Origin of the sequence: Exiguobacterium sp. KKBO11 (genome assembly GCF_001644945.1) — a bacterium.
Classification (GTDB): Bacteria; Bacillota; Bacilli; order Exiguobacteriales; family Exiguobacteriaceae; genus Exiguobacterium_A; species Exiguobacterium_A abrahamii.
Genome location: NZ_LUCU01000011.1, coordinates 895,684 through 921,355 on the forward strand (window position 1 = coordinate 895,684; position 25,672 = coordinate 921,355).

27 protein-coding genes are annotated in these 25,672 nt (G+C 47.8%); 26 read left to right on the forward strand and 1 reads right to left on the reverse strand.

From position 1 onward, the window contains the following. Window positions 1-33 precede the first annotated feature (33 nt). Complete coding sequence (locus AYO36_RS04650; protein ID WP_023468746.1) at window positions 34-234, reverse strand: DUF1128 family protein; 201 nt, start codon at window positions 232-234, stop codon at window positions 34-36. Window positions 235-360: 126 nt separating this feature from the next. Between AYO36_RS04650 and smc the strand changes: the two genes are divergently transcribed. The 26 genes from smc to fliF all read left to right on the forward strand — a co-directional run bounded on the left by smc (window position 361) and on the right by fliF (window position 25,671). After that, on the forward strand, window positions 361-3,924 hold the full coding sequence (gene smc / locus AYO36_RS04655; protein WP_064299641.1) for a chromosome segregation protein SMC: 3,564 nt from the start codon (window positions 361-363) through the stop codon (window positions 3,922-3,924). After that, the gene (ftsY, locus tag AYO36_RS04660; protein WP_023468744.1) at window positions 3,921-4,925 is read left to right on the forward strand and encodes a signal recognition particle-docking protein FtsY; all 1,005 of its coding nucleotides are present in this window, start codon (window positions 3,921-3,923) and stop codon (window positions 4,923-4,925) included. Before smc ends, ftsY begins: the two co-directional genes overlap by 4 nt. 99 nt (window positions 4,926-5,024) lie before the next feature. Next, complete coding sequence (locus AYO36_RS04665; RefSeq protein WP_023468743.1) at window positions 5,025-5,345, forward strand: putative DNA-binding protein; 321 nt, start codon at window positions 5,025-5,027, stop codon at window positions 5,343-5,345. Window positions 5,346-5,357: 12 nt separating this feature from the next. Further along, window positions 5,358-6,707 (forward strand): signal recognition particle protein, encoded by a 1,350-nt coding sequence (gene ffh, locus AYO36_RS04670; RefSeq protein ID WP_023468742.1) that lies wholly within the window; start codon window positions 5,358-5,360, stop codon window positions 6,705-6,707. Between the two features lie 93 nt (window positions 6,708-6,800). Next, the gene (gene rpsP, locus AYO36_RS04675) at window positions 6,801-7,076 is read left to right on the forward strand and encodes a 30S ribosomal protein S16 (RefSeq protein ID WP_023468741.1); all 276 of its coding nucleotides are present in this window, start codon (window positions 6,801-6,803) and stop codon (window positions 7,074-7,076) included. 62 nt (window positions 7,077-7,138) lie between these two features. Further along, the gene (rimM, locus tag AYO36_RS04680) at window positions 7,139-7,648 is read left to right on the forward strand and encodes a ribosome maturation factor RimM (protein WP_023468740.1); all 510 of its coding nucleotides are present in this window, start codon (window positions 7,139-7,141) and stop codon (window positions 7,646-7,648) included. Further along, the gene (gene trmD / locus AYO36_RS04685) at window positions 7,645-8,373 is read left to right on the forward strand and encodes a tRNA (guanosine(37)-N1)-methyltransferase TrmD (RefSeq protein WP_023468739.1); all 729 of its coding nucleotides are present in this window, start codon (window positions 7,645-7,647) and stop codon (window positions 8,371-8,373) included. Before rimM ends, trmD begins: the two co-directional genes overlap by 4 nt. 112 nt (window positions 8,374-8,485) lie before the next feature. After that, complete coding sequence (gene rplS / locus AYO36_RS04690; protein ID WP_023468738.1) at window positions 8,486-8,839, forward strand: 50S ribosomal protein L19; 354 nt, start codon at window positions 8,486-8,488, stop codon at window positions 8,837-8,839. 104 nt (window positions 8,840-8,943) lie between these two features. Further along, window positions 8,944-9,483, forward strand: coding sequence for a signal peptidase I (gene lepB, locus AYO36_RS04695; protein ID WP_064299642.1), 540 nt, complete (start codon window positions 8,944-8,946; stop codon window positions 9,481-9,483). Window positions 9,484-9,630: 147 nt separating this feature from the next. Then, window positions 9,631-10,494, forward strand: a complete 864-nt coding sequence (gene ylqF / locus AYO36_RS04700; RefSeq protein WP_035396901.1) for a ribosome biogenesis GTPase YlqF — start codon at window positions 9,631-9,633, stop codon at window positions 10,492-10,494. A gap of 51 nt (window positions 10,495-10,545) precedes the next feature. Next, the gene (locus AYO36_RS04705) at window positions 10,546-11,298 is read left to right on the forward strand and encodes a ribonuclease HII (protein WP_064299643.1); all 753 of its coding nucleotides are present in this window, start codon (window positions 10,546-10,548) and stop codon (window positions 11,296-11,298) included. Window positions 11,299-11,310: 12 nt separating this feature from the next. Then, entirely contained in the window at window positions 11,311-12,177 is an 867-nt protein-coding gene (locus tag AYO36_RS04710) for a flagellar hook-length control protein FliK (RefSeq protein WP_064299644.1), read from the forward strand. Further along, entirely contained in the window at window positions 12,174-12,434 is a 261-nt protein-coding gene (locus AYO36_RS04715; RefSeq protein WP_064299645.1) for an EscU/YscU/HrcU family type III secretion system export apparatus switch protein, read from the forward strand. Before AYO36_RS04710 ends, AYO36_RS04715 begins: the two co-directional genes overlap by 4 nt. Window positions 12,435-12,521: 87 nt before the next feature. After that, the gene (sucC, locus tag AYO36_RS04720) at window positions 12,522-13,682 is read left to right on the forward strand and encodes an ADP-forming succinate--CoA ligase subunit beta (RefSeq protein ID WP_023468732.1); all 1,161 of its coding nucleotides are present in this window, start codon (window positions 12,522-12,524) and stop codon (window positions 13,680-13,682) included. Window positions 13,683-13,695: 13 nt separating this feature from the next. After that, the gene (gene sucD, locus AYO36_RS04725) at window positions 13,696-14,613 is read left to right on the forward strand and encodes a succinate--CoA ligase subunit alpha (RefSeq protein ID WP_023468731.1); all 918 of its coding nucleotides are present in this window, start codon (window positions 13,696-13,698) and stop codon (window positions 14,611-14,613) included. An 83-nt stretch (window positions 14,614-14,696) separates the two neighbouring features. Then, entirely contained in the window at window positions 14,697-15,524 is an 828-nt protein-coding gene (dprA, locus tag AYO36_RS04730; protein ID WP_064299646.1) for a DNA-processing protein DprA, read from the forward strand. Between the two features lie 47 nt (window positions 15,525-15,571). Further along, entirely contained in the window at window positions 15,572-17,668 is a 2,097-nt protein-coding gene (topA, locus tag AYO36_RS04735) for a type I DNA topoisomerase (protein ID WP_064299647.1), read from the forward strand. Window positions 17,669-17,671: 3 nt separating this feature from the next. After that, window positions 17,672-18,976 (forward strand): FADH(2)-oxidizing methylenetetrahydrofolate--tRNA-(uracil(54)-C(5))-methyltransferase TrmFO, encoded by a 1,305-nt coding sequence (gene trmFO / locus AYO36_RS04740; RefSeq protein ID WP_023468729.1) that lies wholly within the window; start codon window positions 17,672-17,674, stop codon window positions 18,974-18,976. A 145-nt stretch (window positions 18,977-19,121) separates the two neighbouring features. Then, window positions 19,122-20,027: a tyrosine recombinase XerC gene (locus AYO36_RS04745; protein ID WP_231496840.1), complete on the forward strand. Its 906-nt coding sequence runs from the start codon at window positions 19,122-19,124 to the stop codon at window positions 20,025-20,027. 14 nt (window positions 20,028-20,041) lie between these two features. Next, complete coding sequence (gene hslV, locus AYO36_RS04750) at window positions 20,042-20,593, forward strand: ATP-dependent protease subunit HslV (protein WP_023468727.1); 552 nt, start codon at window positions 20,042-20,044, stop codon at window positions 20,591-20,593. Beyond that, window positions 20,580-21,959 (forward strand): ATP-dependent protease ATPase subunit HslU, encoded by a 1,380-nt coding sequence (gene hslU / locus AYO36_RS04755; RefSeq protein WP_064299648.1) that lies wholly within the window; start codon window positions 20,580-20,582, stop codon window positions 21,957-21,959. Before hslV ends, hslU begins: the two co-directional genes overlap by 14 nt. A gap of 16 nt (window positions 21,960-21,975) precedes the next feature. Continuing rightward, on the forward strand, window positions 21,976-22,755 hold the full coding sequence (codY, locus tag AYO36_RS04760) for a GTP-sensing pleiotropic transcriptional regulator CodY (RefSeq protein ID WP_023468725.1): 780 nt from the start codon (window positions 21,976-21,978) through the stop codon (window positions 22,753-22,755). A 249-nt stretch (window positions 22,756-23,004) separates the two neighbouring features. Next, window positions 23,005-23,367 carry a flagellar basal body rod protein FlgB gene (flgB, locus tag AYO36_RS04765; protein ID WP_029342079.1) on the forward strand — a complete coding sequence of 121 codons (363 nt, stop codon included), beginning with the start codon at window positions 23,005-23,007 and terminating at the stop codon, window positions 23,365-23,367. 3 nt (window positions 23,368-23,370) lie between these two features. After that, window positions 23,371-23,769 (forward strand): flagellar basal body rod protein FlgC, encoded by a 399-nt coding sequence (gene flgC, locus AYO36_RS04770; RefSeq protein ID WP_029342078.1) that lies wholly within the window; start codon window positions 23,371-23,373, stop codon window positions 23,767-23,769. A 17-nt stretch (window positions 23,770-23,786) separates the two neighbouring features. Beyond that, the gene (gene fliE / locus AYO36_RS04775) at window positions 23,787-24,074 is read left to right on the forward strand and encodes a flagellar hook-basal body complex protein FliE (protein ID WP_029342077.1); all 288 of its coding nucleotides are present in this window, start codon (window positions 23,787-23,789) and stop codon (window positions 24,072-24,074) included. A 28-nt stretch (window positions 24,075-24,102) separates the two neighbouring features. Then, window positions 24,103-25,671: a flagellar basal-body MS-ring/collar protein FliF gene (gene fliF / locus AYO36_RS04780; RefSeq protein WP_064299649.1), complete on the forward strand. Its 1,569-nt coding sequence runs from the start codon at window positions 24,103-24,105 to the stop codon at window positions 25,669-25,671. Window position 25,672 lies beyond the last annotated feature (1 nt).

The window sequence follows — 25,672 nt, forward strand, 5'->3', positions numbered from 1 at the left end:
ATGATCGGCCTTTATCGTGTGAAGTTCGCTTGATTAGACAGTCTTGAGGGATTTCAGTTCGTCGACGATCGCATCGACCTCTGCAAGTGATAACGAGTCGCGCATCATGACGAACTCATAAATCTCTTTTAAGTCCTCGTTTTTTGAGCCGTCGAACTGTTCTGCTTTAATGACCCCTTTGTTGATGATGTTCAATTTATCTAAGATTGCTTCAATCATTTGTTCAATCGTCATCGTGTTATTCGCTCCTCTTCTTCTTGTTTCGCGTGATACTACCTTAAAACCTATCATGTTGCTAGCGTTTCGGCTATGGTAAACTGAAAGAAATTCAAAAGAAATTTAAACATACGGGTGATCAAGATGTACTTAAAACGAATTGAAATCAATGGCTTCAAATCATTTGCCAGTCGAACTGAACTAGAATTCCTTCCGGGTGTCACGGCAGTCGTCGGACCGAACGGAAGTGGGAAATCAAATATATCGGACGCTGTCCGTTGGGTGCTCGGAGAACAATCTGCGAAGTCACTGCGTGGGGCGAAGATGGAAGACGTCATTTTTGCCGGCAGTCTGTCTGAACACCGGAAACAATTTGCCGAGGTGACGCTCGTCTTAGACAACGAGTCGGGAACGGTTGCGTTGCCGTATCAGGAAATCAGCGTCACGCGGCGTGTCAGCCGCAACGGAGACAGCGATTATTTTTTAAATAAAAAACCATGTCGCCTGAAGGATGTTCTTGATCTGTTCATGGACACAGGCTTGTCGCGTGATGCTTTTGCAATCATCGGACAAGGGCGAGTTGAACAAGTCATCTCCGGTAAACCGGAAGAACGCCGTGCTGTCATCGAGGAAGCAGCAGGCGTCTTGAAGTATCGTCATCGCAAGAAGCAAGCCGAGCGGAAATTAAGTGATACGGAAGCGAATCTATCGCGTGTCGATGATATTTTATATGAACTTGGCGGACGAATCGAGCCGTTACGTGAACAAGCGGCGCTCGCGAAAGAGTATCTCGTCGCTCGAGAACGGCATGATGTCCTCGAGCGTGGTATCTTGGCGCATGAAATCACGACGTATCAGACGGAGCTCGAAACACTAGCGCGTGACATCGCACAATGTGAAGAACGCCTTGCGTCTCAAAAGACGACTTACGAAGAGACCGTCGTGTCCCGAGAAAATCAAGAATCGACGCTCGAAGAAGAACGACAACAAGAAAACGCGTTGCAGGAGCAACTTCGACATGTCTCGACGCGACTTGTTGAGATCCAAGGTGCCCTTAACCTAGCGAAAGAGCGTGAAAAACACGGGACCGAGACGAAAGAGCGACTCGAACAAGAGGTTGCCGTCGTCGAAGAACGCGTCAAGGAACTGGAACTCGAACTGACCGCTTTACAGGAACGCCAAGCAGAAGTCGATCAGGAAGCAAAGCGGATCACAGCTGAACGGGAACGAGCCGATCAAGCGCTGACACAAACCGATCGTGATTTCGATAAGGAAGCCGAAGTATTACGTTCGGAAGCCTTTGAAGTGGCGAGTCGATTAGCTGCGACGAATAATGCCTATAATCGGGCGAAGCAAGATCTCATGCAGGCAGAAGAACAAAAACGTTCATTTACGGCGGACAGCGGTACGAAACAATCGACGCGTCGTCAACTCGAGGAAGACGTCGCTCGACTAGAGGCGGATGTCGCTTCGATCCGGACGAAGTTGGACCAAGCAACGGAAGAAGAGACGACGGCACTTGCAGCACGAAATGAACAACAACATGCGTTACGACAAGTCGAACAGTCCGTTGCGGATTTAGAGCGACGTCGGCATAAGACGGAAGACCGGATTGAATTCCTTGAATCCGTCAAAGCCGACTATAGCGGTTATTTCGGTGCCGTGAAGACGATTTTAAAACAACGAGATCAGCACCCAGGTATTTACGGAGCGGTCGCGGAGTTGATTTCGGTTCCGGCGCGGTTTGAAGCGGCAATCGAGACAGCGCTTGGTGGGGCAATGCAAAACATCGTCGTTGATACCGATGCGACAGGACGTCGTCTGATCCAGGAGCTTCGGCGGTTAAATGCCGGTCGAGCGACGTTCATGCCGCTCGCCTCACTCCAAGCACGCGAAGTCAATCGTTCAGTACGAGAACAAGTCGGTGGAATGTCTGGGTTCGTCGGGATCGCAAGTGATCTCGTGACGACAGACGAGACGTTGACGAAATTAAAGATGAACTTGCTCGGTACGACACTCGTCGTCGAGTCACTTGAACAGGCGAACCAAATCGCCCGTTCGACAGGACATCGCTATCGTCTCGTCACGCTCGAAGGAGATGTCGTCAACGTCGGCGGTACGATGACCGGCGGAAGTCGGAAAAAAGGTACACCACTGTTCAGTCAATCGCGCGAACTTGACGAGTTAAAAGAGGGACTGACGCGCGGACAAGCGGTCATTCGGGAGCAGATGCGCCGCTTGGAAGATCTGAGAGCGGCGATCCAGACTCTTGATGCTACGGCTCGGACGCGGACAGAAACGATTCAAGCATTACAAGGGCAACTCGAACAATCGCGCGATACGTTAGCAGATGCGAACCGTCATCTCGCTGTCATGACGTCTGAATTGTCGGTTGAAGATCGACAGATGTCACGTGTACTCGAACAAGAACAGGAAGCACGTCAGATCATCGAGACGTCGGAAGTCGAGATCTCAAAATGGACGGAGCGTCAAACGGAGCTCAGACAAGCCTTAGATCGTCTTAAGGATGCGCAAGCCCGTGGTGCCGTCACGATGGACGAACTGAAGAAGGAACAAGCAGAAGCAGTTCTCGAAGAGCGGACGATTCAAATGAAACAAGCGCAGCTTTCGCAAGAGATCGAACGCCTGACGGAACAGGTCAGTCACGCGAAGCTTGAACGTGGTCATAAACGCCGTGACTTGCGTCATGTCCTTGAAGGATTCGACGAAGCGAAAATCGATGCCTTGCACGCGGAACAGCGCGAACAGGAACAGGAACAACAACGGGTCGAGACCGAACTCGTCGCGATCGGACAACGGATTCAAGTACAAGCAGAATCCCTGCGCTTGATCCGGATCCGCGAAGCGAAGACGAAGGACGATCAACAAACGACGAAACAGGCACTCGAGCAACTACGACTTTCGCAAGGGAAAACGAGTACGCGTCTTGAGACAAGACAAGAAATGCTGGAAGAGATGGGATTACTACTCGAACTGATTGCACCACTTGATCTATCGTATGAAGAGGCGAAGGAGGAAATTCATCTGCTCAAACGCCAACTCGAAGAAATCGGCATCGTCAACATCGGTGCGATTGAGGAATTCGCGGAGGTCGATGAACGGTTTACGTTCCTATCTGCGCAACGGGATGATCTCGTCGCTGCTAAAACGGATCTCTATGGCGTCATCGAAGAGATGGATCGAGAAGTCATTCGGTTGTTCCGTCAAACGTATGATGCTGTCCGTGAGCACTTCCGGGAAACATTCCGAGAGTTATTCGGGGGCGGTGAAGCCGATCTAGTCCTCGTTGACCCGAGTGATTTGTTGACGAGTGGAATTGATATCGTTGCGAAACCACCTGGTAAGAAGCTGCAGAATTTATCGCTCTTGTCCGGTGGAGAGCGTGCCTTGACAGCAATCGCCTTATTATTTGCGATTCTAAAGACACGTCCTGTCCCATTCTGTGTCCTCGATGAGGTCGAGGCGGCGCTTGACGAAGCGAACGTCGCGCGATTCGGCGAGTTCGTCCATCAGCTAGCACGCGAGACACAGTTCGTCATCATCACCCATCGGAAAGGAACGATGGAGGCGGCAGACGTCCTTTACGGCGTCACGATGCAGCAAAACGGGATATCTGAAGTGTTATCCGTTAAACTAGAAGAGGCACGACGTACATTAAGTGAAGAACCAAAGGAGATTAAACGATGAGTTTCTTTAAAAAACTGAAAGACCGCTTGACGACTTCGACACAAGAAGTCACGACTAAATTTACGGAAGGCTTGACGAAGACACGCGACGGATTAGCGAGTGCCGTCAATGATCTCGTCTACCGCTTCCGTGAAGTCGATGAAGACTTTTTCGAAGAGTTAGAAGAAGTATTGATCCAAGCCGACGTCGGTGTGACGACGACGATGGATTTGGTCGAGGAACTAAAGACAGAAGTCAAACGCCGTAACGTCAAGGATCCAAAACAAGTCCGAGACGTCCTTGTAGAAGTCGTCGCGAACATGTTAGTCGAAGAGGAAGAGACGGCACTTGATCTTGATCATGAGCTGAATGTCATTCTCTTTGTTGGTGTCAACGGGGTCGGGAAGACGACAACGATCGGGAAACTTGCGAACCGATTAAAACAAGAAGGTAAGAGCGTCATGTTAGCAGCGGGAGATACGTTCCGGGCTGGTGCGATCGATCAACTGCAAGTCTGGGGCGAACGCTCCGGTGTACCGGTCATCCGCCAAGGCGAAGGCTCCGATCCGGCTGCTGTCGTTTATGACGCCGTCCAAGCAGCAAAAGCACGTAAGGTCGACGTCCTGATTTGTGATACGGCGGGACGCCTACAAAACAAGGTCAATTTGATGAACGAGCTCGAAAAGGTCAAACGCGTCATTGAACGTGAGATTCCAGGCGCACCCCATGAAGTGTTACTAGCACTTGACGCAACAACAGGGCAAAACGCGATGGTGCAAGCAAAAGCCTTCAAACAAGCGACGAACGTTAGCGGAATCGTTTTAACGAAACTTGACGGCACAGCAAAAGGTGGGATTGTTCTTGCGATCAAGAACGAGCTGAATCTACCGGTGAAGTTCGTGGGTCTCGGTGAAAAAATCGATGATTTACAACCATTTGACGCAGAACAATTCGTATATGGACTGTTCGGCGATGTCTTTGAAGAAAAAGAAAACGTCGACACGGAAGAAAGCGCGGAATAAGCGACGTTTCATGTAAAGAAAAAAACTTGACAACACACTGTGAGGGCTGTACTATACTATCTGTAAAGGAATTTCACTTAACATTGCGGAGGTGCTCGAATGACACTTGATAAAACGAACCGGATGAATTATCTGATTGACTTTTATCAGGAGCTTTTGACGCCAAAACAACGGAATTACATGTCACTCTATTACTTAGATGACTTTTCCTTAGGTGAGATCGCCGATGAGTTTGAAGTCAGCCGACAAGCAGTCTACGACAACATAAAACGCACGGAAGCCATGCTCGAGCAGTATGAAGAACGACTATCGCTGTTCAAGAAACACGAACGGCGAAAGCAGTTACTCGATCAGCTGAAGCAATGCGACCTTCCGGGTGAAGCCCTAGTGATCATTGAGACATTGGAGCAATTAGAGTAGGAGGCATTCTTAATGGCATTCGAAGGATTATCGGAACGGCTTCAAGCCAGTCTCGCTAAAATGCGAGGTAAAGGTAAGATTTCTGAAGCAGACGTCAAAGAGATGATGCGCGAAGTTCGCTTAGCGCTACTCGAAGCCGACGTCAACTTCAAGGTCGTCAAACAATTCGTAAATGATGTAAAGGAACGCGCCGTCGGACAGGATGTCATGACGTCTTTGACGCCAGGGCAACAAGTCGTCAAAATCGTCCACGATGAATTGACGAATCTGATGGGTGCAGAAGTGTCACCATTGACGCTTGCGAACCGTCCTCCGACCGTCATCATGATGACCGGTCTGCAAGGGGCAGGTAAAACAACGACAACGGGTAAACTTGCCAATCATTTACGTAAAAAACATAATCGTAGTCCTTTGCTTGTTGCGGCGGATATTTATCGTCCGGCAGCAATCAAACAATTAGAGACACTCGGAAAACAATTGGAGTTACCGGTCTTCTCGATGGGAGATCAGGTTAGTCCACAAGAAATCGTTACCGGTGCACTCGATTATGCAAAAGAGCATCATCACGATATCGTGTTGATCGATACGGCAGGTCGCTTACACGTCGATGAGGAACTGATGCAGGAACTCGTTGATGTTAAGGAGATCGCCAAACCGCATGAAATCTTCCTTGTCGTCGATTCGATGACGGGTCAGGATGCCGTCAACGTCGCAGAGAGCTTCAACGAGAAGCTTGGCGTAACGGGAGTCGTTCTGACGAAGCTCGACGGAGATACGCGAGGTGGTGCAGCACTCTCCATCAAGGCAGTCACCGGAGCACCGATTAAGTTCGTCGGTCTTGGAGAGAAGCTCGATGCCATCGAACCATTCTATCCCGAGCGGATGGCGTCTCGGATTCTAGGCATGGGAGACATGCTGACACTGATTGAAAAAGCAGAGTCACAAATGGACGCTACGCGTGCCAAAGAGTTAGAAAGCAAAATGCGCGATGCATCGTTTACATTCGATGATTTCATCGAGCAGTTGCAGCAAGTGAAACAGATGGGTCCACTCGACGAACTGTTGGGAATGATCCCTGGGGCAGGTAAAGGGAAGATGAAGGGGTTGAAAAACGCCCAAATCGATGAGAAGCAACTCGTGTATGTCGAAGCGATCATCCAATCGATGACAAAACGAGAGCGGACTGAACCTGAAATCTTGAATGCGAGCCGTCGGAAGCGGATTGCCCGTGGTAGCGGACGCAGTATCCAAGAAGTCAACCGCCTCATTAAACAGTTCGAAGACATGCGGAAAATGATGAAACAATTTTCCGGACAGATGGGCAAAGGGAAAAAGAAAGGCTTTGGCCTTCCATTCTTTTAAAAGTCTTTTCTCTTTTGCTGTAACGTTGTATACTAATGAAGTTGTCAATTTGACTAAACGAAAAAATCATTTATTATTTGGAGGGACTTACGAATGGCAGTTAAAATTCGTCTTAAGCGCATGGGCGCAAAAAAATCACCTTTCTACCGTGTGGTAGTAGCAGACTCACGTGCACCACGTGATGGTCGTTTCATCGAGCAAATCGGATACTACAATCCAGTTGCTAAACCAGAAGCAGAAGTTAAAATCAACGAAGAGCTAGCTCTTAAATGGCTCTCTGAAGGTGCTAAACCTTCGGACACAGTTCGTAACCTCTTCTCACAAGCTGGTATCATGGAGAAATTCCACAACGCGAAACTCGCGAAGTAAGACGTTAGGAGGTGAGCGAAAGCTTACCTCCTTTTTTTAATTCAAGAAAGGAAGTGAAACGAATGGAATGGTTGGAAATTGCGAAAATCGCCAACACGCACGGTCTAAAAGGGGAATTGAAGTTACTCGCAAGCACGGATTTTCCGGAAGAACGCTTTAAGGTCGGAAAAGAAGTCTTTCTCGGCTCTGAAGGCACGTATACACCGGTAACGATCAGTGGCTACCGAAAGCATAAACAATTCATCATGGTGACGTTCAAAGGGATGCATCATATCAATGACGTCGAGAAGTACAAAGGATTGAAACTCTATGTCCATGCAGAAGACTTACAGGACTTAGACGAGCATGAATTTTACTATCATGAGATCATCGGTTGTACGGTTTATGACGGTGAGACGAAAATCGGAGTCGTATCCGACATTCTCGAAACGGGCGCAAATGACGTCTGGACGATCAAACGCGACGGAAAAAAAGATGTCCTGATCCCGTATATCGAGCAGGTCGTCGCTTCCGTCGACGTCGAACAGAAACGCATTCAGATCACGCCGCTTCCGGGACTGATCGAGGAATGAACATCCGTGTATTGACGCTGTTTCCAGAGATGTTTTCAGCGCTTGATCATTCGATCGTCAAGCGAGCGCAAGACGATCAACACGTCATACTCGAAACCATCAATTTTCGAGACTTTTCAACGAATCGACATGGTAAGGTCGATGATTATCCGTATGGCGGAGGAGCAGGCATGCTGTTGACACCTCAACCCGTCTTCGATGCGATGGCAAGTCTACCGGAACGAAAACGACGAATCATCGTCATGACACCGACCGGTAAACGGTTTTCGCAACGAATGGCGGAAGAATGGGCAAACGAAGAAGAACTCGTCTTCTTATGTGGTCACTATGAGGGATTTGATCAGCGAATCCATGATCAGTTGGTGACGGATGAGGTCTCGCTCGGAGACTTCGTCTTGACGGGAGGAGAACTCGCTGCGATGACGATGATCGACGCCGTCGTTCGCCTCTTACCGGACGTCCTCGGTGCTTCTGCGAGTCACGAAGATGATTCCTTCTCGACGGGACTTCTCGAATACCCGCACTATACACGTCCGGCAGAATATAAAGGGTATCGAGTACCCGATGTCTTGTTATCAGGCAACCATGCCCGGATTGAAAAATGGCGACGGGAACAGTCGCTGAAGCGGACATATGAGCGGCGCCCTGATCTTCTCGTGGATGCATCGTTAACGGATGAAGATCAACGTTATTTAGACTCGATTTCAGGATTGTCAAACGACTGAATCTATGATAAGTTAAAACATGTGGCAAAAGCCACCGATTAACGATGTTCCGCTGTCGGATGCTTGAAGCAAATGAAGATAAGAACATTGGTGAAAAAAGGAGAAATCATTCATGAACACACAACAATTGTTCCGTGAACTTACACAAGAACAAATCAAGTCAGACGTCCCTGCTTTCCGTCCTGGGGATACAGTCCGTGTACACGTTAAAGTCGTCGAGGGTACGCGTGAGCGTATTCAGCTCTTCGAAGGCGTAGTCATCAAACGTCACGGTGGCGGCATCAGTGAAACATTCACAGTCCGTAAAATTTCTTACGGAGTTGGCGTTGAGCGTGCTTTCCCGCTCCACTCACCACGTGTTGCACAAATCGAAGTCGTTCGCTACGGTAAAGTCCGTCGTGCGAAACTTTACTACCTCCGTAACCTTCGTGGTAAAGCGGCGCGTATTAAAGAAATTCGTCGTTAATCATGTGAAAAAGTGGCTTGTCTCCGGACAAGCTTCTTTTTTTTGCAGTTTATGCGTATACTAGTCCTTAGGAAGAAATTGCGTTAATCAAGGGAGTGGAATTCGTGAAGGAGTTATTCAGTTGGGTAAAGGCGCTCGTCGTAGCGCTCGTCATCGCGTTCATCATTCGAACGTTTCTGTTCGTACCCGTCATCGTTGATGGGGAATCGATGATGCCAACCTTACACAATGCGGATCGAATGATCGTCAATAAGGTCCCATACTATTTTAATGAACCAGAAAGAGGCGATATCGTCGTCTTCCATGCAACGGAAACACGAGACTATATCAAACGGGTCATCGCTGTTCCTGGAGATACGATGTATTACAAAGACGATACATTGTATGTCAACGATAAGAAAGTCGCCGAACCGTATTTGAAAGAATACAAAGCCCAGATGAGTGGTGTGCCATTGACGGAAGACTTCACGCTTGAAGAGCGAACAGGAGAGACGACTGTTCCAAAAGGAAAAGTATTCGTCATGGGAGATAATCGTCAAAATTCAAAAGATAGTCGTGATATCGGTTTCGTGGATGAAGATCAAATCGTCGGAACGACGAACTTCGTCTTCTATCCATTCAATGATGTACGCTCTGTCGATTAAAACGAAAGAAGATGAGACGCTTACTGTGAAAAGTAAGCAGCTCATCTTCTTTTCTTGTCTGAAGTTGCGTATACTAGGGAGTGGATGTTTTTTCATGTATCGTATGATTAGTAAGAAGTCCAGGAATATATGAACGAGGTGAAGGATATGACGATTCAATGGTTCCCCGGTCACATGGCCAAAGCACGTCGGGAAGTCACAGAAAAATTAAAGTTGATCGATGTGGTGATCGAACTCGTCGATGCACGTCTTCCGATGTCGAGCCGTAATCCGATGGTCGAGCAGATCACAGCAGGTAAGCCACGATTGATCGTCCTCAACAAGGCGGATATGGCGGACAAACGAGTGACGGAGCAATGGATGCAGGCATTACGAGCAGATGGTGTTGATGTCGTCGCGGTTGATGCGAAGCACAATAAAGGATTGAATCAAATCCATGAGGGCGCTTTACGACTAATGAAAGAAAAACATGCACGGATGCGGGAGAAGGGGCGGAACCCGAGTGCAATCCGTGCCTTGATCATCGGCATTCCGAACGTCGGGAAATCGACGCTCATCAATCGACTTGCTGGCCGAAATATTGCCATCACGGGTGACCGTCCAGGTGTGACGAAACGCCAGCAGTGGATCAAGATGAAGACAGGTGAGATGGAATTACTTGATACACCAGGTATCCTCTGGCCGAAGTTCGACGATCAAGTCGTCGGGTATCGTTTAGCAGCGACAGGAGCGATCAAGGATGATATCTTAAACATCGACGATATCGCGCTATTTGCCCTTCGTGAGCTAAAGACACGGTATCCGGAGCAGTTGCGTGAGCGCTATCGACTCGACGAAGTATCGGGAGAAGCGGTTGATGTACTTGAAGCAATCGGTAAAAAGCGTGGATTCGTCTCAGGTGGCTATGTCGATTTCGAGCGGACGAGCGAAATGCTCCTGCATGAACTACGAACGGAAAAGCTCGGTCGAGTGACGCTTGAAACGGTTGAAGAGTGGGAAACGCATGCATAACGAACTTGGACATCTTTTGATGTCCAAGTTTTTTTCAAAGGAGCAGGATGTATGAAGATAGCAGAATTAAAAGAACGATTGCAAAAAGCAACATTAGAAGAATTTATTCAGTTAAAGCAGGAACTGGCGTCAGATACGCGAAAAGGGGTGCATACCCTGTTTCATCAGACAGAACGACGATTTGCGCACGAAGAGCAGCAACGGATCGATTTCAAGGAACGACTCGCATTTGAAGATGAGTATCGTCAGCAAGGATACGTTCGAATTGCGGGAGTGGACGAAGTCGGACGAGGTCCACTAGCTGGTCCTGTCGTCGCAGCAGCGGTCATCTTACCAGACGGTTTCTATCATCCGGGACTAACAGATTCGAAACAGATGAGTAAAGTACAGCGGCAAGCGGCACTCAAGCATCTACAAGAAGTGGCTGAGATTGCGATTGGGATCATCGAACCGGCTGAAATTGACGAAATCAACATCTATCAAGCGTCGAAACAGGCGATGCAAAATGCTGTCCGTCAATTGCAACCGGATGCCTTACTCGTTGATGCGATGACACTCGAAGGGGATACACCACAACAGTCTCTCATCAAAGGAGATGCACGGAGTGTCTCAATTGCTGCTGCAAGTGTCGTTGCGAAAGAGACACGAGATGCGATGATGGAACAATATGCGATCAAATATCCGGGATACGGATTTGAAACACATGCAGGCTACGGAACACCGATACATTTACAAGCGCTCGATACACTGGGCGTCACACCGATTCATCGAAAAACATTCCGCCCTGTCAAAGAACGCCTCTAGGAGGAAACGATCATGCAAATCGAACATCGTGCCTTATTACCATTTAAAATCATCGATCATGCGAACCTACCGTTACGGGAAGGAGCGAACATCGTCGGTAAAGTATTGAAGCTGTTGCCGGATGGATTGATGGAACTACAAGTCGGTCAACGCGTCTTGACGGCAGGAACGACGGCTGAACTAAAAGAAGGCAACATGTATCGCTTTCAAGTCGTTTCAGCAGAGGGGCAACCGGTCTTAAAAATCATCTCGACCGAGACGGTTCCGCAAAAGTCGGCTTTACCGCAGCTACTTGACTCCTTTTTACAACGTCAGACTGTACCGACTGCAGAAACACGAGAACTACTGAGGCAAATCGGTCAACCAGTGACGGAAGGAGAAGCGAAGCAGTTAAAGCACGCTCTTACGGAACTCGTTCAATTGGCAAAGGGTGACGAGACAGGTCGAACGCTTGATCGAAAGACAAGCGATCAAATTTTAGCACAACAACTCGTTCAAGCAACGAACGAAGCCGGTAAAGGAGTTTATTTATTTCAATTACCCCAGTTTGGACCGTTCGAAGATGTTAATCTCATGATGGAAGCGCCGTTCGAACGGAAGTTTGATCCGAATCATGCTCGCGTCGTCTTGTATCTTCAATTACCGACGCTCGGTGAGGTCGCTGTTGACGTCTTGATCGCAGACCGAAACGTCTCGATTTCTGTATTTCATCCAAATGCGCACGTCGATACGTTCATGCAAGCCTATACGCCTCAGATTCAAGCACGACTCGAGGAACAGGGCTATGCGTTGACACGATTCGATTGGGTCGAACAGGTGAAAGAGCGTGTATCGCATGACATCTCGACGCGCAACGGAAGGGTGGATCTTCATATATGAAAAAAGCAATAGCTCTATCATACGAAGAACAGATGTATGCCCCAAAGGTCGTTGCTAAGGGATCGGAACACATCGCAGAACGGATTTTAGAAGAGGCATTAAAACATGATATTCCGATCCGGCAGGACGAAACGTTGATGACGCTACTAGATGCTGTTCAAGTATCAGAACAGATTCCAGAAGAATTATACGGTGTCATCGCTCAGTTATTCGCCTTTTTATATCGTCTCGATCAAGATGAAATTCTGAAAAAATAAAGCTTTCGGTCGATAACGATAGACAGCGCTTCCAATTTTAACTACAATGAAAGAGCCGAAACTAAAGGGGTTAAGGGGGATTTTTTCATGAATGTACATGAGTATCAGGCAAAAGAATTACTTCGTTCGTACGGTGTGCCCGTACCAAACGGAATCGCAGCCTTCACCGTCGAAGAGGCGGTCGATGCATCAGAACAATTGTCAGGCCCGATTAAAGTCGTCAAAGCTCAAATTCACGCGGGGGGACGCGGTAAAGCAGGTGGCGTCAAGCTTGCGAAATCGCAAGAAGAAGTGAAGGAATATGCGACGGAGTTACTCGGCAAAACGCTCGTCACGCACCAAACAGGTCCAGAAGGAAAAGTCGTTCAACGTCTTCTCGTCGAAGAAGGGTGTGCGATTGACAAAGAATACTATCTTGGAATCGTACTTGATCGTGTGACAGGCCGTGTCGTCATCATGGGATCAAGCGAAGGTGGTATGGACATCGAAGAGGTGGCGGAAGCGACACCAGAAAAAATCATCAAGGAAGTCGTCGATCCTGCAGTTGGTCTTCAAGGATTCCAAGCGCGTAAACTTGCGTTCGCAATGGGTGTTCCTGTGAAGCTCGTCAACAAGTTCGTCGGTATGGTCACGAAACTCTACAACTTCTTCGTCGACAAGGATTGTTCGATCGCAGAAATCAACCCACTCGTTACGACGAAAGATGGCGAAGTCCTCGCACTGGATGCGAAGTTGAACTTCGACTCAAATGCATTGTATCGTCATGCGGACATCGTGGCGTTACGTGATGAAACAGAAGAAGATCCACGCGAAGTCGAAGCATCAAAGAGTGATTTGAACTACATCGCGCTCGATGGAAACATCGGTTGCCTCGTCAATGGTGCTGGTCTTGCCATGGCAACGATGGATATCATCAAACACTTCAGTGGTGATCCTGCGAACTTCCTCGATGTCGGTGGTGGTGCGACGAAGGAAAAAGTAACAGAAGCCTTCAAACTGATCTTATCGGATGAGAACGTCAAAGGGATTTTCGTCAACATCTTCGGTGGAATCATGAAATGTGACGTCATCGCAGAAGGTATCGTTGCGGCGACAAAAGAAGTCGGTCTCGAATTGCCACTCGTCGTTCGTCTTGAAGGGACGAACGTTGATGCAGGGAAACAAATTCTCAAAGATTCAGGTCTAGCGATTACAGCAGCTACATCAATGGCAGACGGCGCAGAAAAAATCGCTGCGCTCGTGAAGTAAGGGGGAGCTAAAGATGAGTATTTGGGTGAACGAATCGACGAAAGTCATTATTCAAGGGATTACTGGTAACCAAGGGATGTTCCACGGTGAACAGATGATTGACTACGGCACAAACCTCGTAGGCGGTGTCACACCAGGAAAAGGCGGTACGGAAGTACTCGGTGGTGTTCCTGTCTTTGATACGGTCGCACAAGCGGTCGAAAAAACGGGTGCGAACGCATCGATCATCTACGTACCACCAGCATTCGCAGCGGATGCAATCATGGAAGCAGCAGATGCGAACATCGCGTTGATCATCTGTATCACGGAAGGTATTCCAGTTCTTGATATGGTCAAAGTAAAACGTTACCTTGAAGGCAAACCAGTTCGTCTCATCGGACCGAACTGCCCGGGCGTCATCACTCCAGGTGTCGCGAAACTTGGTATCATGCCAGGATACATCCATACACCAGGTCATGTCGGTATCGTCTCACGTTCTGGGACTTTGACGTATGAAGCTGTCCATCAATTAACGACGGCTGGCATCGGTCAATCGACAGCTGTTGGTATCGGGGGCGATCCGGTCAATGGAACGGACTTCATCGATACGCTCAAAGCATTCAATGAAGATCCAGAAACAAAAGCCGTTATCATGTTAGGGGAAATCGGTGGAACAGCTGAAGAAGAAGCGGCTGAGTGGGTCAAAGCAAACATGACGAAACCGGTCATTGGTTTCATTGGTGGTCAAACAGCTCCTGCCGGCAAACGGATGGGTCACGCAGGTGCGATCATCTCTGGCGGTAAAGGAACAGCTGCTGAAAAAATCAAGACACTCCGTGCAAACGGAATCGAAGTGGCAGAAACACCAGCTGTCATTGGTGAGACGTTAATCCGTGTCATCAAAGAAGCAGGGATCTATGACGAGTGCGTGACGAACAGCACAGTCAAATAAATCAAAAAAAGAAGCTGTCCTGATCAAATCAGGACGGCTTTCTTCTATATAAATAAGAAGCTTAAATAAGGAGCGCTGATCTCATGAAACGTGAACTGTATGTCCGCTTCGCCATGTGTCAGGTACCGTACACGATCGTCCGATTGATTGAGCAATTCGGAATCGTTCCAAGTCATGAATTACCCGTTTCGACGCGTCTTCGAAAACGGTATGAACAAGCATTACAGCTTGATTGGATCGAAGAGTCGATTCTAGTCAAAGGAGATCCACTGTTTCCGACTGTGTTACTGACGATCCCTCAACCGGTCTATGCCCTCTTTTACCGCGGTGATCCGTCCCGCCTAACACTTCCACGCGTCAGTATCATCGGTAGTCGAACCCCCTCACCGCAACACCTTTCCCGCATGCGTTTCCTGCAACCTTTCTTTCATCCAGATCTCGCCACCGTTTCCGGAGGTGCCTATGGTATTGATGCCCTCGTCCATCGTCTATCCTTAAAACATCAGCAGACAACGATCGCGGTTCTTGCTGGCGGACTTGATCGCCTATATCCTACTTCCCATGCTACTCTTTTTGAACGTATCTTCTCACACGGTCTTCTTCTCTCCGAATATCCACCCGGAACTCCTATTCAAAAATTTCAATTTCTAGAACGGAATCGAATCATTGCTGGATTGTCTTCATCATTGATCATCGTCGAAGCGGCGAAACGAAGCGGTACGATGAATACTGCCAGTCATGCGCTTGACCAAGGAAAAGATGTCTATTGTTTGCCGGGTTGTCCCACGGAATCGTTCTTTTCCGGAACGAATCAATTGATCGCAGAAGGAGCGATTCCACTCCTTGATCCGGAAGAAGTTTCAAAAAGTATTCGGCTGAACGTTGACAAATGGGAATCGAGACTACTATGATAAGTGAGATTAAAATACGAGTACGCCTCTAATAGGGAGCGATTGCAATGGCAAAATATCTAGTAATCGTCGAGTCACCCGCTAAGGCAAAAACCATTAAACGTTATCTCGGATCCAACTATACCGTGAAAGCGTCGATGGGGCACGTCATTGACTTGCCGAAAAGCCAAATGGGAGTCGACGTCGAACATGACTATGAACCGAAATATATCACGATTCGTGGTAAAGGTCCGGTCTTAAAAGAACTCAAGACAGCTGCGAAAAAAGCACAAAAAATCTATCTCGCAGCCGACCCCGACCGTGAAGGGGAAGCGATCGCATGGCATTTAGCTAAAGCATTAGGCGTTGATGAATCAACGGAGTGCCGCGTCGTCTTCAATGAAATCACGAAAGATGCCATCAAGGATTCGTTCAAGCGACCACGCAAGCTCAACTATGATCTTGTCGATGCACAGCAAGCCCGTCGTATCTTGGACCGCCTTGTTGGTTACAGCATGAGTCCGTTATTATGGAAGAAGATTAAAAAAGGGTTATCTGCGGGACGCGTTCAATCCGTTGCCGTCAAGATGATCATTGATCGGGAACAAGAAATCAACGCGTTCATGCCTGAAGAATACTGGACGATCAAACTCGAACTCGATGCAAACGGTGAAAAGCTCGAAGCGAACTTCTATGGAGTCGATGGCAAGAAGCGTGAACTTCATTCGCAAGAAGAAGTCGATCAAATCTTGAATCAACTCTCGGAAGACTTCACAGTTGATTCCGTCACGAAAAAAGAGCGGAAACGGAATCCGGCGTTACCGTTTACGACCAGTTCTCTGCAACAGGAAGCAGCACGTAAGCTGAACTTCCGAGCGAAGAAGACGATGATGATCGCACAACAGCTATACGAAGGAATCGAGATTGGAAAAGAAGGTACAGTCGGTTTGATCACGTATATGCGTACCGATTCGACACGGACGTCAGATTCGGCGAACCTCGAAGCACACGGGTTCATTGAACAGGCGTACGGTAAAGAATACATCGCAAGCGAGAAACGTAAAGAAAAGAAATCAGCGAACTCACAAGATGCACACGAAGCGGTTCGTCCGACTTCGACGATGCGCGAGCCACAACTCGTCAAATCGTATTTATCGCGTGATCAGTTCCGCTTATATAAACTAATTTGGGAACGGTTCGTCGCAAGTCAGATGGCGCCAGCGATTCTCGATACCGTCAAGATCGATCTCGTCTCGAACGACGTCACTTTCCGTGCCAACGGGTCGACCGTTAAATTCCCAGGCTTCATGAAGGTCTACATCGAAGATACGGACGATGAGGCGGTTTCAGACGTCAAGGAAGGATTACTTCCTCCACTCGCTGAAGGGGAAGAGTTGAAACAATCAGCAATCGAACCGAAACAACACTTCACCCAACCACCGCCACGATATACGGAAGCACGTCTCGTCCGGGCGATGGAAGAGCTCGGTATCGGTCGTCCGTCGACGTATGCGCCGACACTCGATACGATTCAAAAACGGGGTTACGTGACGCTTGAAGAGAAGAAATTCTTACCAACGGAACTTGGTGAACTCGTCATCGATATGATCAGCGATTATTTCCAAGAGTTCATCACTGTCCAGTTCACGGCAGACATGGAAGCTTTACTTGATGCGATCGAAAAAGGTGACATGCAGTGGACGGAAGTCGTCGATCCAATCTACAAGTCCTTTGCAAAGCGTCTGACACGAGCAGAAGCAGAAATCGAGAAGATTGAAATCAAAGATGAACCAGCTGGAGAAGATTGTGAAGTCTGTGGTCATCCGATGGTCATCAAGATGGGGCGTTATGGCAAGTTCATGGCGTGCTCGAACTTCCCAGAGTGTCGTAACACAAAACCGATCCAAGTCGAGATCGGTGTGAAGTGTCCGACATGTGGAACGGGCGACATCGTCGAACGACGGAGTAAAAAAGGACGTTTGTTCTACGGTTGTTCGAACTATCCGGAGTGTGAGTTCGTCTCATGGGATAAACCGGTCGAAGAACCATGTCCGGTATGTAGCAGTATGATGGTACAAAAGAAAATCAAGAACGGTGTGAAAGTAGAATGTACATCTTGTGGACATCATGAAACACGCATCGATCAGGAGCAAGAGGAGGAATGACCGTTGAAACGTGTAACGGTAATCGGCGCGGGACTTGCAGGTTCTGAAGCAGCATGGCAACTTGCAAAACGCGGCGTACAAGTAGATTTATATGAAATGCGGCCTGTCAAGCAGACACCCGCGCACCATACAGACCAATTCGCTGAACTCGTCTGTTCGAACTCACTTCGAGCGAACCAGTTAACGAACGCAGTCGGTGTTTTAAAGGAAGAGATGCGTCAGCTCGATTCCTTGATCATGAAAGCAGCAGACTTAGCGAGCGTTCCAGCAGGTGGAGCACTTGCTGTCGATCGGCACGACTTCGCAGGATATGTGACGGAAACGTTGAAAAACCATCCGAACGTTACAGTCCATCATGAAGAAATCGAAGCGATTCCAGATGGTCCGACGATCGTCGCGACGGGTCCGTTGACGAGTGCGGCATTATCGGAATCACTTAAACAATTCACAGGTGAAGATTATCTATACTTCTTCGATGCAGCGGCACCGATTCTCGATGGAGACACAATCGATCGTGAGAAGGTTTATCTGAAATCACGATATGATAAAGGCGAAGCTGCCTACTTGAATTGTCCAATGACGGAAGAAGAATTCCAGCTCTTCTATGATGAGCTGATCAATGCGGAAGTCGTTCCACTGAAGGAATTTGAAAAAGAGATTTACTTCGAGGGCTGTATGCCATTTGAAGTTCTCGCTTCTCGCGGACCGAAAACACTCTTGTTCGGGCCAATGAAGCCAGTCGGACTTGAAGATCCGAAGACAGGCAAACGACCATATGCTGTCGTTCAATTGCGTCAAGATAACTCAGCTGGAACATTGTTCAACCTTGTCGGCTTCCAGACACATTTGAAATGGGGCGAACAAAAGCGGATCATTCGCTTGATTCCTGGTCTTGAGAATGCAGAAATCGTCCGTTATGGTGTCATGCACCGTAACACGTTCGTCAACTCACCGAATTTGTTAAAGCCAACGTATCAGACACGTACACGTGACGACTTGTTCTTTGCTGGTCAAATGACAGGTGTCGAAGGGTACGTCGAGTCAGCAGCGTCCGGCTTAACGGCAGGAATCAACGCGGCACGTCTTGTCAATGAGGCGGAACCGGTTACGTTCCCGCAGGAAACGATGATGGGTGCGATGTCGCACTATATCACGACGACGGAAGGGAAGAACTTCCAGCCAATGAATGCCAACTTCGGATTGGTACCAGCACTCGTTGGTCATCCGGTTCGGATGAAAAAACCTGAGAAGTATGCGCTCTACGCAGAGCGAGCACTTGAAGCAATCAAAGATTTCACGGATATGTGATTTTTGATGGGGAGAAAGGCGTGATTCAGCGCTCTTTCTCCCCATTTCTTAATTTGTCATAAAAGTGCGATAATTTCGTTAATTTTTCGGTTTTTGGTCTATTGTCAGACTACTTGGTCTGTGCTATGCTAAGGGCGATTCGAGAATGAAATGGTCAGAAGGGGGCGCATTCATGGGGATAGACACTGCTTTTGAGCGACTGCTAGAAGATTTCATGCGGTATGTTCATATTGAACGTCAATTATCTCCGAATACTGGTCGCTCTTATGATCAAACACTTCGACAATACGCCGCTTTTTGCCGCGATCATCAGTTACGATCGATTGAATTGGCAAGTGCACGGCGTTATTTGTATGCTCTTTACGATCAGGAGCTGGCGCGGGCGACGATTGCACAAAAAGTTTCCTGCCTCAAACAATTTGGTCGTTTTTTGACACGTGACACCGATGAGCCTAATCCATTCGATGGATTAAAAGCACCAAAACGACAACAAGGACTTCCGACATTCCTCGTCCCAACGGAATATGAACGTTTCCTCGATGCCTTTCGATCGAGTGATACGCTTGGCAACCGGAATGTGGCGTTAGTAGAACTTTTATATGCGACGGGTATGCGGGTCAGCGAGGTCGTTCAACTGGATCTTCGTGATCTCGCGACTGATCACTCCTACGTCCATGTGTATGGAAAAGGTGGGAAGGAACGCATCGCACCAATAGGAACCTTTGCTAAAGATGCATTAGAACTGTACTTACCATCACGAGATCCAGTCGCAGGTCATGAGCAAGCGTTATTCTTGTCTCATTCTGGGCGTCGATTGACGACGGATGCGATTCGGAAAATCATGAAAAAAGGGGAACAACTTGTTGGGAAACATGTGACACCACATGCGCTTCGTCATAGTTTCGCGACAGATTTACTGGAAAGAGGCGCCGATTTGCGAGCAGTCCAAGAGTTGCTTGGACACGCATCGCTGTCGACGACCGGTCAGTACACACACGTAACGACGGAACGATTACGACATGTTTATCAACAAGCACATCCTCGTGCCTAAGGGAGGAAACATTGATGTTTCATGCAACGACGATTTTTGCGATTCAACATAACGGACAATCCGCGATGAGCGGAGACGGACAGGTGACTTTCGGAAACCAAGTCATCATGAAGAAAAGTGCGAAAAAAGTACGGCGCCTCTATGGTGGAAAAGTCATTGCCGGATTTGCTGGAAGTGTCGCGGACGCGTTTACACTCTTTGAAAAATTCGAAGCGAAGCTTGAAATGTATAACGGGAACTTACAACGGGCAGCAGTTGAGCTAGCGAAGGAATGGCGAGGCGATAAGATGCTGCGTCAACTAGAAGCACTCTTACTCGTCATGGATGGAACACATCTCTTACTTGTATCCGGAAACGGGGAAGTCATCGAACCGGATGATGGTATTCTCGCAATCGGTTCAGGTGGCAATTATGCGCTTGCAGCAGGTCGCGCGTTAGCTCGACACGCAAGTCATCTCACGGCAGAGGAAATCGCCCGCGCAGCTCTTGAGACGGCTGGTGAACTCTGTGTCTTTACGAACGATCAAATCATCCTAGAAACGATCGGAGGCAATGACCATGCATGAATTGACGCCAAGACAAATCGTCGAGAAGTTGAATGAACATGTCATCGGACAAGCAGATGCTAAACGTGCGGTGGCGATTGCTTTACGAAATCGTTATCGTCGACAGTTACTCGATGCATCGATGCGGGACGAAGTCACACCGAAGAACATTCTGATGATCGGACCTACCGGTGTCGGAAAGACTGAAATTGCGCGACGCCTCGCGAAACTCGTCCGGGCGCCGTTCGTCAAGATTGAAGCAACGAAGTTCACGGAAGTAGGGTACGTCGGTCGTGATGTGGAGTCAATGGTGCGGGATCTCGTGGAAGCGTCTTTGCGTCTTGTCAAAGATGAGAAAAAAGAAGCGCTCAAGGATCGAGCGGAAGCAGTGGCGAATGAACGAATCGTTGATGCGTTGTCTGGGAAAAAAGCGTCATCTGGTCTCGGTGGTGGAACGAATCCATTTGAGATGTTGTTCGGCGGGAACCAAAAGCAACAAGAGCCGGATACATCGGAAGCGAAAGCCGACCGTTCGTTACTTCGTCAGCAATTACTGACGGGGCAACTCGAGGATCGAATGATTGAGGTCGATGTCGAAGAACGTCAAGTGGATTTATTCTCTGGGCAACAAGGTATGGAGGGGCTTGCGAATCTTCAGGATATGCTCGGACAAGTCATGCCGAAGAAAACGAAGAAGCGTCAACTCACAGTCAAAGAAGCGCGACCGATCTTGACAGCGGAAGAAGCAGAACGGTTGCTTGACTTGAACGAAGTCCATGACGAAGCGGTCCGTCGCGCAGAACAAATGGGGATCATCTTCGTCGATGAGATCGATAAGATTGCGACAAAAGGACATGATTCAGCAGGTGTTTCACGAGAGGGTGTTCAGCGGGACATCTTACCGATCGTTGAAGGATCAACGATCGTTACGAAATATGGTCCAGTCAAGACGGATCATATCTTGTTCATTGCTGCAGGTGCGTTCCATATGGCGAAACCATCTGATCTGATTCCTGAACTCCAAGGTCGTTTTCCGATCCGTGTCGAACTCGATAGTTTGACAGAAGATGACTTTGTCAAAATTTTGACTGAACCGAATCAAGCATTACTCAAACAATATAAAGCATTATTAGGTGCAGAGCATGTTCATGTCACCTTTACAGAAGAAGCCATTCGTGAAATCGCACGGATTGCTGCACAAGTGAACGATGAGACGGATAATATCGGAGCGCGGCGCTTGTATACGATCATGGAGCGCGTGCTCGAGGAATTATCTTTCGAAGCAGCAGATATGCCGGAAACGGATGTGACGATCACGCCACAATACGTGACGGATCGAGTTGGAAAAGTAGCAGATGATCGTGACTTAAGTCAGTTCATCTTATAAAGTGGAGGAAGAAAAAATGAATTTATTGGCGAAAACGCGGAAGCTGAATACGATGTTACAACAGGAAGCGAGCACACATGTTGATTTCAAGGTCATGGCTGACCGTCTCAGTGAAGTCATGGAATCAAACACATTCATCGTAAGTCGGCGCGGTAAGTTACTGGGTATCGCAATCAAGCAACAAATCGAAAATGACCGGGTCCGTGGTTTCTTAGAAGAACGTCAATTCCCGGAAGATTACACGAAAAAATTATTTAACGTCACGGAAACGACGGCAAACATTGCCATCGATAGCGAACATACGGCATTCCCGGTCGATAACCGTGACACGTTCGAAACGTCGAAAACGACGATCGTACCAATCATCGGTGGTGGAGAACGCCTTGGTACGCTTGTCCTCGGTCGTATGGTTGAAGACTTCAACGAAGAAGACCTCGTGCTGGCAGAGTATGGTGCGACAGTCGTCGGGATGGAGATCCTTCGTGAAAAGGCTCATGAGGCGGAAGATAAAGCACGGAAGAAAGCGGTCGTTCAGATGGCGATCAATTCACTGTCTTATTCGGAACTCGAAGCGATTGAGCATATCTTCGAAGAGCTTGAAGGAAATGAAGGGTTACTCGTCGCTTCAAAGATTGCGGATCGTGTCGGTATTACTCGTTCCGTCATCGTCAATGCGCTTCGTAAGCTCGAAAGTGCAGGAGTCATCGAGTCACGTTCGCTCGGGATGAAGGGAACATACATCAAAATCTTAAACGATAATTTCCTATATGAATTAGAACGAATTAAATCGAACTAAAAAGGGAATTGCTGCTTATAGAGAGAAGACCTAGTTAAGCACTAGGTCTTTTTTGTTTGACTAGGTATTATTTATCATTTTTATAAGAAAAGGGAATAAAAAACAGATTATTAACATCTCATTACCCTATTTTTCAAAAAACTTCTTTTCAAACATTGACCTATTTGTTTCAATTATTTCAGATATGTTACTAACGACTTACTTTTTGTCGTGAATTTGAATATAGTTTCCATGAGTGGAGGAAAGAAGATGAATTGGTTAGGGTCTGACTATAACGTAATGACACAAGCTGTCAATCGAACGGTTATGGCACAGGAAGTTATCGCTAAGAACATCTCGAATGTCGATACGCCCGGGTATAAGGCAAAGCGTGTCACTTTTGGAGATGTGCTCGATTCAGAGATGAAAATGAGTTTAAAGCGACACGCAACAATCGGAACTTCTGGTAGCATCGTCGATCGACCAAATACGATGCGTAACGATGGAAATGGTGTCGATATCGATCTTGAGATGTCTGAATTATCACGCAATCAAATTGAGTACGAGGCGTTGGTAGAACAGTTGAATCGCAAATTCTCGGGCATTCAGTCTGTTATCCGAGGAGGAAAGTAATCGATGAGTATGTTCAACGGATTTCATACGTCTGCGTCCGGTTTAACTGCCCAGCGTTTGCGGCTTGATACGGTCTCAGCAAACATTGCGAATGCTCAAACGACACGAGGTGAGCTCGTCAATGGACAGTGGCAACCGTACGCGAGAAAACTCGCTGTGTTAAAAGAGACCGCCAATGGTGTCACGGTCAGTGAATTGAAGAAGGATCCTGAACCATTCAAATTAGAATATAATCCGACGCATCCAGATGCGGATGAACTCGGGTACGTCAAGATGCCTAATGTCGATATCTTAAAAGAAATGGTCGACATGATGGGCGCGACACGCTCTTACGAAGCGAACGTAACGGCTTTGAACGCGACAAAAGCGATGCTCGTCAAAGCGATGGAGATTGGTAAATAAGTAGAGGAGATGACGAGATGGCAATTCAACCAATTCAAAACATGCAGATGGTACTACCCACGCAGACAGTCGCTAAGACGACACCAAGTGATTTTAGTGAGGTGCTCAGCGAAGCGATGAACGGACTGAATGCAACGCAACATGCCTCATCTCAAGCGCGCGTCGATCTCGCGACAGGAAAGACGACGGATCTACATAACATCATGATTAAAACAGAAGAGGCATCGCTTTCTATGCAACTCGCCCTTGAAGTCCGTAACAAAGGCATCGAAGCATACCAAGAAATGATGCGTATGCAACTGTGACTGTTAAGGAAAGCGTGGGAGATGTTGAATGAACGAACGTTTAAAAGCTCGATTGGGAGCAATGAATACAACATGGAAAGAATGGTCACTTGCGAAAAAGGCGACGATTTTAGGAATCATCGTCGTCGTTTTAGCGGCGTTGATTGTTGCGATCATCTGGTTATCTAAACCAACAATGACGCCTCTTTATTCGAAGCTATCCCCTCAAGAGGCGGGGCAAGTGACGGAAAAGCTAAATGAAGATGGAATCGCATCGGAAGTCGTCAGCTCAGCGAACGGTGTGACGATACTTGTTCCAGAAGCAAACGTTGAAAACTTAAAAGTCGAATTAGCGACGGCTGGTATACCAAAATCCGGTCAAATCGACTATTCCTTCTTCAGTGAAAACGCTGGATTCGGAACGACGGATAAAGAGATGAACATTCTCGAACGCGATACGATGCAGACGGAACTTGAAAACTTGATCACACAAGTTAATGGGATCGAGTCAGCAAAAGTCATGATCACTCTCCCGGAGAAGAGTGTTTTTCTATCTGATGAAAAGGAATCTTCAACGGTTTCTGTCGTCTTGACTTCTAGCGCGGGTAGTAATCTTAACAATCAGACGGTTCAAGGGTTGTATCATTTGATTGCAAAGAGTATTCCGAACCTTAAAGAAGAAAACATTACGATCATGGATCAGTATTTTACGTATTACGAGCCAGGATCTGCTACGCAAACAGCGGGTGGAACCGATCCGATGGCGCTGAAGAAAACGACGGAAAACGATTTACGCAAGCAGATTCAGCAGATGCTATCTGTCGTTCTCGGTCCACAAAAAGCGCTCGTTTCAGTCACGGCAGATGTCGATGTCACGAAACGTCAGGAAGAACAAAAGCTTGTTGAGCCAGTAGATCCCGATAAAATCGAAGGGATCGTCACGTCTGCTGAAAAAGTAGCAGAAGCGTACACAGGCTCTGCAAATGCTGGTACAGCAGGTACGGGGCAAAATGAGACGACGAATTTCCCAGCGGGTACTGGAACGACGGGTGATACGAGTGAGAAAACACACGATATCATCAACTATGAAGTCAATCGAATCACAAAACAAATCACAGGAGCTCCTTACGAGATTCGTGATTTAGGAATTCAAATCATCGTCGAGCCACCAAAAGGTCAGAATCAGATCGACCCACAACTACAAACGGACTTACAGACGATGATGTACTCCATCATCCGGACGTCATTAACGAAGACAGATGCGAAAGCAACGCTGACGGATGCAGAACTTGCCAATAAGGTCGTTGTCATGTCTCGACCATTCGCGGAAACGACGGCAGCGACGAAAACGACGACGGCAACACCGATGTGGGTTTGGTTCGCCCTTGGTGGAGCGGCAATCCTCGTCATTGGAGCAGTCATCCTCCTCATGCGTCGACGGAGAGCGAATGAAATCGAAGAACTTGAGGAATGGACACCGATTGAGACGGAAATTCCGGAATTATCAACAGAAGATACGAGCGATGGTGCAGTCAAACGCAAACAGCTTGAAAAACTCGCTGAATCCAATCCGGATGAGTTTGCGAAATTATTACGTACTTGGTTAGCGGAGGATTGAT